This window comes from Microbacterium sp. 2MCAF23 (assembly GCF_052115565.1).
GTDB lineage: Bacteria > Actinomycetota > Actinomycetes > Actinomycetales > Microbacteriaceae > Microbacterium.
Genome location: NZ_JBFRGY010000014.1, coordinates 59237 through 73164, shown reverse-complemented (window position 1 = coordinate 73164; position 13928 = coordinate 59237). Strand labels below are relative to the sequence as shown.

12 protein-coding genes are annotated in these 13928 nt (G+C 69.8%); 7 read left to right on the top strand and 5 right to left on the bottom strand.

Features of this window, described 5'->3' with window-relative positions; genetic code table 11:
• Positions 1–2: 2 nt before the first annotated feature.
• The 3 genes from sucB to AB4078_RS15165 form a co-directional block, all read right to left on the bottom strand.
• Positions 3–1709, bottom strand: a complete 1707-nt coding sequence (sucB, locus tag AB4078_RS15175; protein ID WP_441977821.1) for a 2-oxoglutarate dehydrogenase, E2 component, dihydrolipoamide succinyltransferase — start codon at positions 1707–1709, stop codon at positions 3–5.
• 97 nt (positions 1710–1806) lie between these two features.
• Positions 1807–3180, bottom strand: a complete 1374-nt coding sequence (lpdA, locus tag AB4078_RS15170) for a dihydrolipoyl dehydrogenase (protein ID WP_441977820.1) — start codon at positions 3178–3180, stop codon at positions 1807–1809.
• Positions 3177–4655, bottom strand: a complete 1479-nt coding sequence (locus tag AB4078_RS15165; RefSeq protein WP_441977819.1) for a leucyl aminopeptidase — start codon at positions 4653–4655, stop codon at positions 3177–3179. Before AB4078_RS15165 ends, lpdA begins: the two co-directional genes overlap by 4 nt.
• 111 nt (positions 4656–4766) lie before the next feature.
• Between AB4078_RS15165 and AB4078_RS15160 the strand changes: the two genes are divergently transcribed.
• The 3 genes from AB4078_RS15160 (at position 4767) to AB4078_RS15150 (ending at position 7869) form a co-directional block, all read left to right on the top strand.
• Positions 4767–5702: a proteasome assembly chaperone family protein gene (locus tag AB4078_RS15160; protein ID WP_441977818.1), complete on the top strand. Its 936-nt coding sequence runs from the start codon at positions 4767–4769 to the stop codon at positions 5700–5702.
• Positions 5703–5926: 224 nt separating this feature from the next.
• Positions 5927–7168, top strand: coding sequence for an RNA polymerase sigma factor (locus tag AB4078_RS15155; RefSeq protein ID WP_441977817.1), 1242 nt, complete (start codon positions 5927–5929; stop codon positions 7166–7168).
• Positions 7165–7869, top strand: coding sequence for a coenzyme F420-0:L-glutamate ligase (locus AB4078_RS15150; RefSeq protein ID WP_441977816.1), 705 nt, complete (start codon positions 7165–7167; stop codon positions 7867–7869). Before AB4078_RS15155 ends, AB4078_RS15150 begins: the two co-directional genes overlap by 4 nt.
• Before the next feature lie 70 nt (positions 7870–7939).
• Here AB4078_RS15150 and AB4078_RS15145 read toward each other — a convergent pair whose 3' ends face one another.
• The gene (locus AB4078_RS15145) at positions 7940–8962 is read right to left on the bottom strand and encodes a sugar-transfer associated ATP-grasp domain-containing protein (RefSeq protein WP_441977815.1); all 1023 of its coding nucleotides are present in this window, start codon (positions 8960–8962) and stop codon (positions 7940–7942) included.
• A gap of 116 nt (positions 8963–9078) precedes the next feature.
• Here AB4078_RS15145 and AB4078_RS15140 point away from each other — a divergent pair, with 116 nt between their 5' ends.
• Together AB4078_RS15140 and AB4078_RS15135 are read left to right on the top strand one after the other, a co-directional pair.
• Entirely contained in the window at positions 9079–9801 is a 723-nt protein-coding gene (locus tag AB4078_RS15140; protein WP_441977814.1) for an alanine racemase, read from the top strand.
• Complete coding sequence (locus tag AB4078_RS15135) at positions 9789–10838, top strand: alanine racemase (RefSeq protein ID WP_441977813.1); 1050 nt, start codon at positions 9789–9791, stop codon at positions 10836–10838. The genes AB4078_RS15140 and AB4078_RS15135 overlap by 13 nt, the downstream gene beginning before the upstream one ends.
• An 82-nt stretch (positions 10839–10920) precedes the next feature.
• Here the strand turns inward: AB4078_RS15135 and AB4078_RS15130 are convergent, their stop codons facing one another.
• Positions 10921–11133, bottom strand: a complete 213-nt coding sequence (locus AB4078_RS15130) for a DUF7455 domain-containing protein (RefSeq protein WP_440731868.1) — start codon at positions 11131–11133, stop codon at positions 10921–10923.
• Between the two features lie 183 nt (positions 11134–11316).
• On the opposite strand from AB4078_RS15130, the gene AB4078_RS15125 reads away from it, so the two are divergent.
• Together AB4078_RS15125 and AB4078_RS15120 are read left to right on the top strand one after the other, a co-directional pair.
• Positions 11317–13452, top strand: a complete 2136-nt coding sequence (locus AB4078_RS15125; RefSeq protein ID WP_441977812.1) for a DNA gyrase/topoisomerase IV subunit B — start codon at positions 11317–11319, stop codon at positions 13450–13452.
• On the top strand, positions 13452–13928 hold the full coding sequence (locus AB4078_RS15120; RefSeq protein WP_440731866.1) for a GNAT family N-acetyltransferase: 477 nt from the start codon (positions 13452–13454) through the stop codon (positions 13926–13928). The genes AB4078_RS15125 and AB4078_RS15120 overlap by 1 nt, the downstream gene beginning before the upstream one ends.

The window sequence follows — 13928 nt, the reverse complement described above, 5'->3', positions numbered from 1 at the left end:
GGTCAGGCGCCGAGCTGAGCGGCGAAGTCCGCCGCTTCCAGGCGCGCCTTCACCGACGACAGGAACCTTGCGGCGTCGGCCCCGTCGACCGTGCGGTGGTCGTACGACAGAGCGAGGTAGACGTAGGACCGCACCGCGATGGCCTGCTGGCCGTCCACCGTGATCACCCCGGGGCGCTTCGCCACGATGCCGGTGCCGAGGATCGCCGACTGCGGCAGGAACACCACAGGGGTGTCGAACAGCGCGCCGCGCGAACCCGTGTTGGTCAGCGTGAAGGTGCCGCCGGCCAACTCGTCGGGCTTCAGCTTGTTGTCGCGGGTGCGCGCCGCGAGATCTGCGATCTCCCGGGCGATCTGCGCGATGTTCTTCGATCCGGCATCGCGCAGCACGGGCGTGAGCAGGCCGCGCTCGGTGTCCACCGCGATCGAGATGTTCTCCGACGCGGGGTACACGATGTCCGTGCCGTCCACCGTGGCGTTCACGATCGGGAACTCCTGCAGAGCCTCGGCGGCAGCGAGGGCGAAGAACGGCAGGAACGAGAGCTTGTCGCCGGTCTTCTGCTGGAACGAGCCCTTGACCTCGTCGCGGTACGCGGCGAGCTTCGTGACGTCGACCTCGACCACCGTGGTCAGCTGAGCGGTCTGCTGCATGGATGCGACAGCACGCTCGGCGAGCACCTTGCGCAGACGCGACATCGGCTGGGTGGTCCCGCGCAGCGGCGAGATCTCACGGGCCTTCGCCGGTGCGGCGGCTGCAGCGGGTGCCGCAGCCGGGGTCGCGGAGGCATTCAGCACATCCTCCTTGCGGATGCGTCCGCCCACGCCGGTGCCGGTGATCGACGCCAGGTCGACGCCCTTCTCGGCGGCGAGACGGCGCACGAGCGGCGTCACGTACACCGAGTCGGAGCCGGCGTCGGTGGCAGCCGGAGCTGCCGGTGCCGGCGTCGCGGCGCTCGGTGCGGGTGCAGCGGCGGGTGCGGGAGCAGCGGCGGGTGCAGCGGGGGCAGGTGCCGGCGCAGCTGCGGGAGCGGCGGGGGCAGGCGCCGGTGCAGCGGCTGCGGGAGCCGGGGCCGGCTCGGCTGCCGGTGCGGCAGCAGCCGGAGCGCCGCTGCCGATGCGAGCGAGCACCGCGCCGACGGCGATGGTCTCGTCCTCGGCGGCCAGGATCTCCTGCAGCGTGCCGGCGACGGGCGAGGGGATCTCGGTGTCGACCTTGTCGGTCGAGATCTCCAGCAGCGGCTCGTCCACGGCCACGTCATCGCCGACCTGCTTCAGCCAGCGGGTCACGGTGCCCTCGGTGACGCTCTCGCCCAGCTCGGGGAGGCGCACGTCGGTGGCGTCCGAAGACGCGGCGGGAGCGGCAGCCGGAGCGGCAGGTGCGGGCTCGGCGGCAGGTGCGGGCGCCTCGGCAGCCGGCGCTTCGGCGGCGGGAGCGGCCTCGGCAGCGGGGGTGGCGGGAGCCGATGCGCCCGAGCCGTCACCGATACGGGCGAGGATCGCACCGATCTCGACGGTGTCGTCCTCGGCGACGAGGATCTCCTCGATCACGCCGCTGACCGGCGAGGGGATCTCGGTGTCGACCTTGTCGGTCGAGATCTCGAGCAGGCCCTCGTCGGCCTGGACGGTGTCGCCCACCTGCTTGAGCCAACGGGTCACAGTGCCCTCGGTGACGCTTTCGCCGAGGGCGGGAAGGACCACGGGTGTGCTCATGACGGAGTCTCCTTAAGGAAGTTCGTGATGGTGTTCAGCTTAGTGGGCAACAGGGCGTTCAGCCCAGCCTTGAATTCCACGATGCGCAAGAAATCTTTCACAATGCGTGAAGTGGCTTGCCGGCGAGGGCGAGGAACGCCTCGCCGAGAGCCTCGCTCTGCGTCGGGTGGGCGTGGATCAGCGGGGCGATGTCCTCGGGGTGCGCATCCCAGCTCACCGCGAGTTGCCCCTCGGTGATGAGTTCTCCGACACGGTCGCCCAGCAGATGAACGCCCAGGATGGGGCCGTCCTTCTGGCGCACGACCTTGACGAGCCCGCCCGTGCCGATGATCTCGCTCTTGCCGTTGCCGGCGAGGTTGTACTCGTAGGCGACGACCCCATCGGCGCCCAGCGCCTCGATCGCTGCGGCCTCGGTCACCCCGACCGAGGCGACCTCCGGGCTGCAGTACGTGACGCGGGGGATCTGCGCATCCGGGATCACTGCAGGGCTCAGCCCCGCGATGCGCTCGGCGACGGCGATGCCCTGCAGGAACCCGCGGTGCGCGAGCTGAAGCCCTGGCACGATGTCGCCGACCGCCCAGACGTGGTCGACGTTCGTGCGCAGCTCGGGGTCAGTGAGCACGAAACCACGGTCCATGGCGACGCCGGCCTCCTCGAAGCCGAGGCCCGCCGTGGCCGGGCCCCGGCCGACGGCCACGAGCAGGTAGTCGGCCTCGTAGGCGGTGCCGTTCTCCAGAGTCACGGTGACGGCGTGCTCGGTCTGGGCGGCGCTCGCGAACCGCACGCCCAGCGAGTAGGTGATGCCCCGCCGGCGGAACGCGCGCTCGAGCCCCTTGCTCAGCGCGATGTCCTCGTTGGGGGCGAGGTGGTCGAGCGCCTCGACGATCGTGACCTCGGCGCCGAAGGAGCGCCAGACGCTCGCGAACTCGACGCCGATCACACCGCCGCCGAGGATGACGACGCGCTGAGGCACCTCTTCGAGTGCGAGCGCCTGCTCGCTGGTGAGGATCCGTCCGCCGATCTCCAGGCCGGGCAGCGAGCGGCTGTACGACCCGGTCGCGAGGATCACATCGGATCCGGTGTACACGTCGTCCCCGACCGCGATGGTCCGGTCCGGACGCAGAACGCCCTCGCCGCCGACGACGGTGATGCCGCGCGCCTTGATGAGGCCCTCGAGACCCTTGTACTTCTTGGCGACGATCCCCTCCCGATAGGAGCGGACACCGGCCGGGTCGATCCCGTCGAAGGAAGCGCCGACGCCGTACTTCGCGGCATCGCGGACGTTCTCGGCGATCTCCGCCGAGTGCAGCAGCGCCTTGGTGGGAATGCATCCGCGGTGCAGGCAGGTGCCGCCGACCTTGTCCTTCTCGATCAGCGCGACGGACTTGCCCAGTTCGGCGGCGCGGAGCGCCGCGGCGTACCCGCCGCTGCCGCCGCCGAGGATCACGATGTCGAAGGCGTGAGCGGTCATGCGTGTACTCCGTTCGCGCGGGCCTCGGCGAAGGCGATCAGCGTGCGCACGATCGCGCCTGTGGCGCCCTTGTCGGTGAAGCCGTACGGGGCGCCCTTGTGCTCGGACGATCCGGCGATGTCGAGGTGCGCCCAGGGGATGCGCGGTGCGTCGGCCTCGTCGGAGGTGCGTCCGACCATGCGGCGCAGGAACAGGCCCGCGAAGAGGGCGCCGCCGGCAGGGTCGCCGGTCTTGGCGTTCACCAGGTCGGCGATCGGCGACTTCAGCTCGTCCTCCATGTGCTCGGGGAGCGGCATGTGCCAGGCGGCCTCACCGGTCGAGGCCGCCGCGGTCAGCACCTCCTGCACGGTGTCGTCGTCGCCGAAGACGCCGGTGTGGCGCATCCCGAGGGCGACGATGATGGCGCCGGTGAGAGTCGCGACGTCGAGGATCACGTCGGGGTGCTCACGGCTCGCCGCGACGAGCCCGTCCGCGAGGACGAGACGCCCCTCCGCATCGGTGTTGAGCACCTCCACGGTCTGCCCGTCGGCGAAGCGCAGCACATCGCCAGGGCGGATCGCCGAGCCGGACGGCATGTTGTCCGCGATGCACATCCAGGCGGTCACGCGGACGGGCAGGCCGAGAGCCGCGACGGCCTTGGTCGCGGCGAGGATGCTGGCCGCACCCGCCATGTCCGTCTTCATGCCGACCATGCTCGCCGGCGGCTTGAGCGACAGGCCTCCGGTGTCGAAGGTGATGCCCTTGCCCACGAGGGCGATGTGGCTGACCGCATCGGCGGGGGAGTAGTCGAGGCGCACGAGGCGCGGCGGGCGGTCGGATCCCTGACCGACACCGAGGATGCCTCCGAAGCCCCCGGCGGCGAGAGCGGCCTCGTCGAGCACCTCGACGGCGACGTCGAGTCCGGAGAGCTCGTCGACGGCACGCGCCGCCAGATCTGCCGGCCCCAGCCATTCGGCCGGGGTGGTGACCAGATCGCGGGTCAGCGCGACAGCGCCGGCGAGCGCCGTCGCGTGCGCGACGTCGTCGGGGGAGAGGTCGGCATGCAGCACGACCGTCCCGGCGCGCTTCGGCTGCTCGCCGGAGCGGTAGTCGTCGAAGCGGTAGCCGCCGAGCAGCGCGCCTTCGGCCGCAGCCGTCGCGAACTCGGCCACGGCGTCGCCGAGCAGCACCAAGACGCGCTCGAACCCGGTGAGTGTGCGCAGCGCGGCACCGACGGCCTCGCGCACGGCATCCGCATCCGGCGCGGAACCTGCGCTCACGACGGCGACCGGGACGTCCGCGACCTCGGGAGCGGGGATGCGCGCGTACGCGCCCGCCTTCCCGGTGAAGCCGACCGCGGTCAGCGCGGCGTGGGTGGTGGAGAAGGGGGACAGGTCTTCCGGGGTGTCCGTGAGACCGGCGACGACGAGCACGACCGCATCAGCGTTCGCGTCCGCCGGAGCGCCTGTGTGCAGCTCGAGCGCAGGTGACGTCATGGGTTCCATCCTAGGTTCGGCGCCGTGCACGAAGAGAGGATGGCCCCGCCCGCGTGTTCGCTGTCAGCGCTCAGCGGATCCGCGGGGCGGGGCGACTCGTAGCATGGAGGCATGCCCATCTCCGGAGAGATCCACGAACGCGTCGCCTACCCCGGCGGCGTGCCGTCCGGCCTGCCGCTCGTCATCCTGCTGACCGGCTTCACGGACGCGGGATCCGCGGTGTCGGGGCTCATCGATCACCTTTCTGAGACGACCGATCCGCAGCCGGTGCTGGTCTTCGACAACGACATGCTGCTGGACTATCGTGCGCGCCGCCCGGTGCTCACCTTCGATCAGGACCACATCGCGGAACTGAAGCCCGCGCGGCTCGAGCTGTCCTTGGCGCACGACGCGCTGGGGCGGCCGTTCCTGCTTCTCGCCGGCTACGAACCCGACTTCGCGTGGAACACGTTCGCCGATGTGGTCCTCGACTTCGCCGCGGAGTACGACGTATCCACCGTCACGTGGGTCCACTCCATCGCGATGCCGGTTCCGCACACCCGGCCGATCGGCGTCACCGCGAGCGGCAACCGGGCCGAGCTCACGGCGGCGCATTCGGTGTGGCGCCCGCGCACGCAGGTACCCGGCACGGCGGGCCATCTACTGGAGTACCGCTTCGTGCAGGCGGAGCGCAGTGTCGCGAGCTTCGTCCTGCTCGTGCCGCACTATCTCGCCGACACCGAGTATCCGGATGCTGTTCTCACCGCCGCCGAGAAGGTCATGGCGGCCACGGGTCTGGTGCTGCTGACGGATGCGCTGCGGGAGAAGCGCGCGGAGTATCTCGAGCGGGTCGACGAGCAGGTGCGTGACAACGAGGAGCTCGGCCAGATGGTGCAGACCCTTGAGCACCGGTATGACGCTTACATGTCCGGGCTCGAGCTGGAGGACGAGGCGCCTGCGCGTTTCGACGAGGGATCACTCCCCAGCGCCGATGAGCTCGCCGCGGAGCTGGAGCGATTCCTGGCTACCCGGCCCGGTGGCGACGAGGACAAGAACGGCCGGATCTGAGCGATTCCGGGAGTGTCCCGGGAGGATTCAGGCGGAATGCGGGATCCGGTGTCTGCGCCCGCAGAGTGTGCGATACTTATCTGACGACCCGTTGTCAATACCCTCTCCGCAAGGTCGGGGACTTGACAAGGGTCTTACTAGTGCCCGCAAGGGCACGGGCTGTCAAGGCCCACAGGCCAAGAACCACAGGGCGCCTGCGCAAGCGCTCCGTTGAAAGGCGAGACGTGACGACTGCCACGAAGAAGAACACCCGGACCAAGAGCGACCAGGCCGAGCCTGAGGAGGTCGCGGCCGAGGCCGTCGACGCCGCGGCGACCGCCGCGCCGAAGAGGGCGGCGGCGAAGAAGCCGGCGGCCAAGAAGACGTCCAGGGCGAAGAGCAAGGACGAGGCGGAGAGCGAGACCGCTCCGGAGGAAGCCCCCGCGGACGATGAGGGCGACGAGGAGGAGGGCGGCAAGCCCGCCTTCACCGAGCCGCTGCCCACGGGTGCGATCCGGATCAGCTCCACCGACGAGGACGACGTCCCCGTCTACTCGACGCAGATCACCGGCGCCACCGCCGACCCGGTCAAGGACTACCTGAAGCAGATCGGAAAGGTCGCGCTGCTGAACGCGGCCGAAGAGGTCGAGCTCGCGATGCGGATCGAGGCCGGCCTGTTCGCCGAGGAGAAGCTCTCGGCGATGTCGGCGGCCGAGAAGACCGGCCAGCTCGGACTCGACCTGCAGTGGGTCGCCCGCGACGGTCAGCGCGCCAAGAGCCACCTGCTCGGCGCCAACCTGCGGCTCGTGGTCTCGCTCGCGAAGCGGTACACGGGCCGTGGAATGCAGTTCCTGGACCTCATCCAGGAGGGCAACCTCGGTCTCATCCGCGCGGTCGAGAAGTTCGACTACACCAAGGGCTTCAAGTTCTCGACCTACGCGACGTGGTGGATCCGTCAGGCCATCACCCGCGCCATGGCCGACCAGGCCCGCACCATCCGCATCCCCGTGCACATGGTCGAGGTCATCAACAAGCTCGCCCGCGTGCAGCGGCAGATGCTGCAGGACCTGGGCCGCGAACCCACGCCCGAGGAGCTGAGCCGCGAGCTCGACATGACCCCCGAGAAGGTCATCGAGGTGCAGAAGTACGGCCGCGAGCCGATCTCCCTGCACACCCCGCTCGGCGAGGACGGCGACAGCGAGTTCGGCGACCTCATCGAGGACACCGAGGCCGTGGTCCCCGCGGACGCGGTCGGCTTCACGATGCTGCAGCGTCAGCTCGAGCAGCTGCTCGATTCGCTGTCCGAGCGCGAGGCCGGCGTGATCCGGATGCGCTTCGGCCTCGGCGACGGCCAGCCCAAGACGCTCGACCAGATCGGCGACACGTTCGGTGTGACCCGCGAGCGGATCCGGCAGATCGAGTCCAAGACGATGGCGAAGCTGCGCCACCCGAGCCGTTCGCAGTCGCTGCGGGACTACCTCGAGTGAGCGCGGAGGCGAAGCCGAACGACGGCAAGAACCTCGAGATCTCCGTCGAGGGCACGCGCTGGCTGCGGATCCCGATCCGCACGAAGGTCGTCATGCCGGGCGACGTGCTCGGCGATGTCGTGACCGAGTACGCCGCGGGTGAGGTGCAGAAGGGCGACCTGCTGTTCATCACCGAGAAGATCGTCGGCATCACGCAGGGGCGCTCGTTCCTGCTCGAGGAGATCCATCCGCGCCGGCTCGCGCACTTCCTGTCGAAGTACGTGACGCGCACGCCCTACGGGATCGGACTCGGCATGCCCGAGACGATGGAGATGGCGCTGCGCGAATGCGGCACGCCCCGGATCCTGCTCGCGGCCGCGGTGTCCGCCGTGACCAAGGCGTTCGGCCGGCGCGGCGACTTCTACCGGATCGCCGGCGAGAAGGCGCGTGCGATCGACGGACCGACGGAGGGCACCATGCCGCCGTACGACCGCTCGGTCGTGCTGGGGCCGGCGCGCCCGCGCGAGGTGGCGCACGAGATGCAGCGGCTGATCGGCGGGGTGTGCGATGTGGCCGTGGTCGACATCAACGACCTCGGCGGCAACATCCTCGGCTCCACGCTCGAGAAGGGCGCCGAGAAGCGCCTCGTCGCGATCCTCAAGGACAATCCGCTCGGCCAGGGCACCGAGTCGACGCCGATGGGCATCATCCGCCCGGCCTGACCACCCGGATCCACGAAGAAGGCCGCCCCGTCATGATGACGGGGCGGCCTTCTTCGCGTGAACGGCGCGCTCAGAACTTGATGGCGGCCTGGTAGCGCGGTTTGTGGCCGGTGCGGATGCCCGAGACGCTCGGCTTGTTCTCGTACACGCCGGCGCCCCAGTTGCCCTCCACGAGCACGGGGCCGTCGGGGCCGACCACGATGTCCCAGCCGACGTACTGCACCTGGGGCACCACGCGCGCGACCTGGTCGATGAACGCCTTGACCTCGTCGATCATCGGCAGCTGGAAGTCGGCGATGCGGAAGCCGGAGTCGGGGTGCAGCTCGTGCACGTGCCCGTGCGAGTCGTAGCCGGCGCTGATGGCGTGGCCGTCGTCGTCGAGCATCGTGTAGAAGCCGCCGAAGGACATCTGGTCGCTGACCTCGCCCCGGCCGAACTTCTGCGCCATCGCGAGGATGTGCGTCTTCTCCCCGTCGAAGAACGCGGTCACGCGCGTGGTGTTGACGGTGCCGGGGCAGACGGCCGCGAGGTCGGGGTGCTGTCGGATGACCTCCTCGACGAGCAGACGGCCCTTGCCGAGCAGGTCGGCGTGGAACGCGTCCCAGTCGGTGATTTCTGCGGCGTGGTAACGGAACACGCCGGATCCTGCCTGGCCCATCGGCGTCTTCACGATGACGGTGCCCTGACGCTGCACGAAGTCGCGCAGCTCGTCGGCGTTGCCCGGCTTGACGACCATCCATTCGCGACGGAGGAAGTCGGAGAACTTCTCGTCGAACTCGATCTTGTCGTGGAACAGGTGCCGGTAATCGGGGTGGGCATAGCGCTCCGAGATCTGGTTCGACACAGGGTGCGTCATGTATGTGGCGCGCTCGGCCCTGTTCAGGATCGCGAAGTCGTAGTCGATGTAGTCCTGGAAGCCGACATTGTGCCGGCCGGCCGACCACAGCATGTCCACCACGACGGCGGGGACGGCCTTGCCGTGCTGCGCGGACGCCTCCTTGGCGCGCTCGATCACCGAGCCGACGTTGATGCGACGGGCGCGCTCGGCGAGGTAGCCGAGACGGGACTTGAGGCCGAGGCCGTTCGAGGGCATGCGTACTCCGGGGAGATCGGGCGGGGACCGGTCCATTCTAGGTGGCCCGCCTCCGAGAACCCCCGGGCGCCGGCGTCGGGCGGACCCGGCCGGATCCGCCTGGGTAGGCTGGAACGGTGAACGAGCCGCTCCCCGACACGCTTGCGCAGAGTGCGATGCTGCGTTCGGTGATCTCGCGATCCGCGCTCGAGGACGGGGCGGCTGCAGCCGTCACCACCGGGGGAGCGGGCGTCGCCGATCTTCGCCGTGATGCCTGGGGGCATGGCCTCCTCGAGGTGGCCCGGGTCGTCACCGCAGCCGGTGCGCGCGCCGTGCGTGTGGACGATGCGGACGACGTCGCGCTGCTGCGTGCGGAAGCCATCGACGCGACCTGCACGGAGGCACCCGAGCTGGATCCGCGCCTGCTGTACGGCCTGCCGGATGCGACCGGTGCGCTGCCGGGCCGGCCGGTGATGCGCGTGGCAGGGCGCGTGCTCTCGACCAAGGACATCGCGGCCGGAGACGGCGTCTCCTACGGCTACATCCATCGCGCTCCGGAGGACTCTCGTCTGGCACTCGTCACCGGTGGCTACGCGCAGGGGGTCGTGCGTGCGCTCGGCAGCAGGGCCGCGGTCGAGATCGACGGCGTGGTGCACCCGATCGTCGGCCGGATCGCGATGGACGTCTGCGTCGTGGACATCGGCGAGGCCGACGTCGCCGTGGGCGCCGAGGTGACGTACTTCGGCGGATCCGGCCCGTTGTCGGCCGGAGTCGCGGACTGGGCGCGGATCACCGGCATGGGCGTCGATGAGCTGGTGGCGGTCGTCGGGCAGCGGACGGAGCGCGCATGGGAGGCATGACCGGGCCCGTGCTGCGGGTGGACCAGGGCGTGCTGCGGGCGAACATCGCGGCGGTGACCGCGCGCGTCGCCCCCTCCACCCTGATGATGGTCCTCAAGGACGACGGATACGGTCTCGGCGCCATCTGGGCGGCCAGGGTCGCGGCGGACGCAGGCGTCGGATGGTTCGGAACCTACGACATCCCCACCGCGATCCGGCTGCGTGGCGAGATCGGTGCGGCGCCCCGATTGTTCGCCTGGGCGACCTCCGCTGATGCGGAGATCGATGCAGCGCTGCGAGCCGACGTGGACCTCGGCGTGGGAACGCTCGAGTATCTGCGCCGGGTGATCGCGCGGGCAGCGGTACTCGGTGCCGTCGCGCGCATCCATCTCAAGGTCGACACCGGGCTGCATCGCAACGGACTGTCGGCCGCGGAGTGGGACGAGGGCGTCGCTGCGGCGCTGCGCGCGCAGAAGGATGGGCACGTGCTGCTCGTAGGTGCGTGGAGCCACCTCGCCGAGGCGAGCGATGACGAGGATGACGCCGCGCAGGAGCTCTTCCTCGCGGCCGTGCGACGTGCCGGCGAGCTCGGCGCAGAGCTGCCGTACCGGCACCTCACGGCGTCCGCTGCCACCTGGGCTCGTCCCGAGCTGCGCGGCACGCTCGTGCGTGTGGGCGCCTTCTGCTTCGGCGTGCGCTCCGCCGACGGACCCGACCTGCCCGGGATCGCCCCCGCGGCCGAGCTCGTCGCACCGGTGCTGCAGGTCGAGGGCGACGAGGTCATCGTCGGGGTCGGATCCTTCGACGGGCTGCCGAGCATCCTCGCCGGGCGCGTGCAGGTGGGCACTCCCGCCGGAGCTCGCGCGCTCCTTGCCGTCGGCGCGGACACGGTGCGTATGGCCGGCTGGGATGACGCCGCCGTCGGCGACGAGGTGGTGCTGTTCGGCCGTGGCGCCCACGGGGACTGCACGCCGACGACCCTCGCGGAGGCGATCGGCACTGTGGGCGAGGAGATCCTGTGCCGGCTCACCGCGCACGTGCGGCGCGAAGCGCGCTGAGTTCCCGTTCTCGGAGTCGCCCGCCGCAGAAAGCAAAGCGCCCGATGTCCGAGGACACCGGGCGCTTCTGTCTATGGGCGGGTCAGCCTTCGAGCAGACGCGACGTCTCGTCGTGCCAGCTCGTGGCCACCGCGCGGAGCTTCTCCTCGTACTTGCGTCCGTGGTGGGCGCAGAACAGAAGCTCGCTGCCGTTGACCTCGGCGGCGATGTAGGCCTGGGCTCCGCAGGAGTCGCATCGGTCCATCGCCGTGAGGCGGGGGATGACTGTGCTATCCCGTTCGGTCGTCGCGTTCATCTCGATGCCTCCTCGTTGTTCGGGTCCGCTGTGTGGAGTGTGCTCAATACAACCACGCAGAGCTGAGAGTCATGCCCGCGAGACGGCGTGTTTCGCTCACCGCGTACGCGCCCGGTGACGAGCGGGTGACGGCCAGGAGTGTCGTCGGGGCCAAGTCCGTGCTGCTCGATACGATGGGGGATTGTGACAGCCGAGTACTCCGCCCATCATCTCCAGGTCCTCGAGGGTCTCGAAGCCGTCCGCAAGCGGCCCGGAATGTACATCGGCTCGAACGGCTCCCCGGGCCTCATGCACTGTCTCTGGGAGATCATCGACAACTCCGTCGACGAGGCCGTCGCGGGCAACGGCTCGAAGATCGATATCATCCTTCATCCCGATGGCAGCGTCGAGGTGCATGACCGCGGGCGCGGCATCCCGGTCGATGTCGAACCGCGCACGGGTCTCACCGGCGTCGAGGTCGTCTTCACGAAGCTGCATGCGGGAGGCAAGTTCGGCGGCGGTTCGTACGCGGCATCGGGCGGCCTGCACGGCGTCGGCGCCTCGGTGGTGAACGCCCTGTCCGAACGTCTCGACGTCGAAGTCGACCGCGGCGGCAAGGTCTACGCGATGTCGTTCCGTCGCGGCGAGCCCGGGATCTTCACGGATGCGGGGGAGAAGAGGCCGGACGCGCCTTTCACGCCGTTCCAGGACAACAGCGAGCTGCGCGTGATCGGCAAGGCGCCGCGGGGCGTCACCGGCACCCGGATCCGCTACTGGGCCGACCGGCAGATCTTCACCAAGGACGCCGCGTTCCAGCTCGCCGACCTCGAGACCCGTGCACGGCAGACCGCGTTCCTCGTGCCGGGACTCGAGCTCGTGGTCCGGGACGAGCGCGCGGCGACTTCTGCGACGTCGCAGGACGGCGTCGAAGGCGAGCCGGCCACCGGCGCCATGGACGCGGTGAACGAGACCTCGTACCACTACGAGGGCGGCATCGCGGAGTTCGTCGAGTACCTCGCAACGGACGCGCCCGTCACGGACACCTGGCGCGTGCAGGGCGAGGGCACGTTCAAGGAGACCGTGCCGGTGCTGCAGCCCGACGGCCACATGGTCGCGACCGAGGTGGAGCGCGTCTGCGCCGTCGACATCGCCCTGCGCTGGGGGACGGGATACGACACGAGCATGCGCTCGTTCGTGAACATCATCGCCACGCCCAAGGGCGGGACGCATCAGCAGGGCTTCGAGCAGGAGCTCCTCAAGGTGCTGCGCGCCCAGGTCGAGCAGAACGCCCGTCGCCTGAAGGCCGGCAACGACAAGATCGAGAAGGACGACGTTCTCGCGGGGCTCACCGCCGTGCTGACCGTCAACGTCCCCGAACCGCAGTTCGAGGGGCAGACCAAGGAGGTCCTCGGCACGCCGGCCGTGCGTACGATCGTCGCGCAGGTGGTCCGCAAGGCGCTCGGCGAGCGTTTCGCCTCGACCAAGCGCGATGACAAGAACCAGGCGTCGATGCTGCTGGACAAGATCGTCGCCGAGATGAAGGCGCGCGTCTCCGCCCGTGCCCACAAGGAGACCCAGCGCCGCAAGAACGCGCTGGAGTCGTCGTCGCTGCCGGCGAAGCTCGTCGACTGCCGGTCCACCGACGTCGCACAGACCGAGCTGTTCATCGTGGAGGGCGACTCCGCGCTCGGCACGGCCAAGCACGCCCGCACGAGCGAGTACCAGGCACTCCTGCCGATCCGCGGCAAGATCCTGAACGTGCAGAAGGCGTCGGTCAGCGACATGCTGTCGAATCTGGAGTGCGCCTCCATCATCCAGGTGATCGGAGCCGGATCCGGTCGCTCCTTCGACCTCGCGGCGGCGCGCTACGGGAAGGTCATCCTGATGAGCGACGCCGACGTCGACGGCGCGCACATCCGCACGCTGCTCCTGACGCTGTTCTACCGCTACATGCGCCCGCTCATCGAGGACGGCCGGGTCTTCGCCGCGGTGCCGCCCCTGCACCGCGTCATCGTGATGAACCCGGGATCCAAGCCGAACGAGACGATCTACACCTACAGCGAGGGCGAACTCCACACCCTGCTCGCGAAGCTGCGCAAGCAGAACAAGCGCTGGCACGAGCCGATCCAGCGGTACAAGGGTCTCGGTGAGATGGACGCCGAGCAGCTCGCCTCCACCACGATGGATCGTTCCGGCCGCCTGCTGCGCCGTGTGCGCATGGAGGACGCCGAGGCCGCGGGGCGGGTGTTCGAGCTGCTGATGGGCAACGAGGTCGCCCCGCGACGCGAGTTCATCATCGATTCGTCCGATCGCCTGGCCCGCGAGGCGATCGACGCCTGATGGCCGCGCTCCCCTCGGATGTGTCGCTGCGTCCCGCGCTTCCGGGCGACGTCGACGCGATCGCGGCGCTCAAGGAGAGGGTGCTGCGGCAGGATCTGGAACCGCTGGTCGGCTGGGATCCGGCGCGCTCGCGCGCCCGGGTCGTCGAGCACTTCTCGCCGGAGCACACCTGGATGATCGCCGTCGACGGTGAGACCGCAGGCACGATCACACTGCGCCCCGATCATGACGCGTTGTGGCTGGAGATGTTCTATCTCGACGGGCCGCACCAGGGCCGCGGGATCGGATCGTCCGTTCTCCGTGCCGTGCTGGCCGACGCACCCGCTGATCGGCCTTTGCGGCTTCAGGTGCTCGTCGGATCCGCCGCGCGGCGTCTGTACGAGCGGCATGGCTTCGTCGTCGAGCAGAACGACGGCATCGACATCTGGATGCGCCGCGATCCGCGCGCGGCTGCCGAGTCCGTCGCGGCGTCTTGA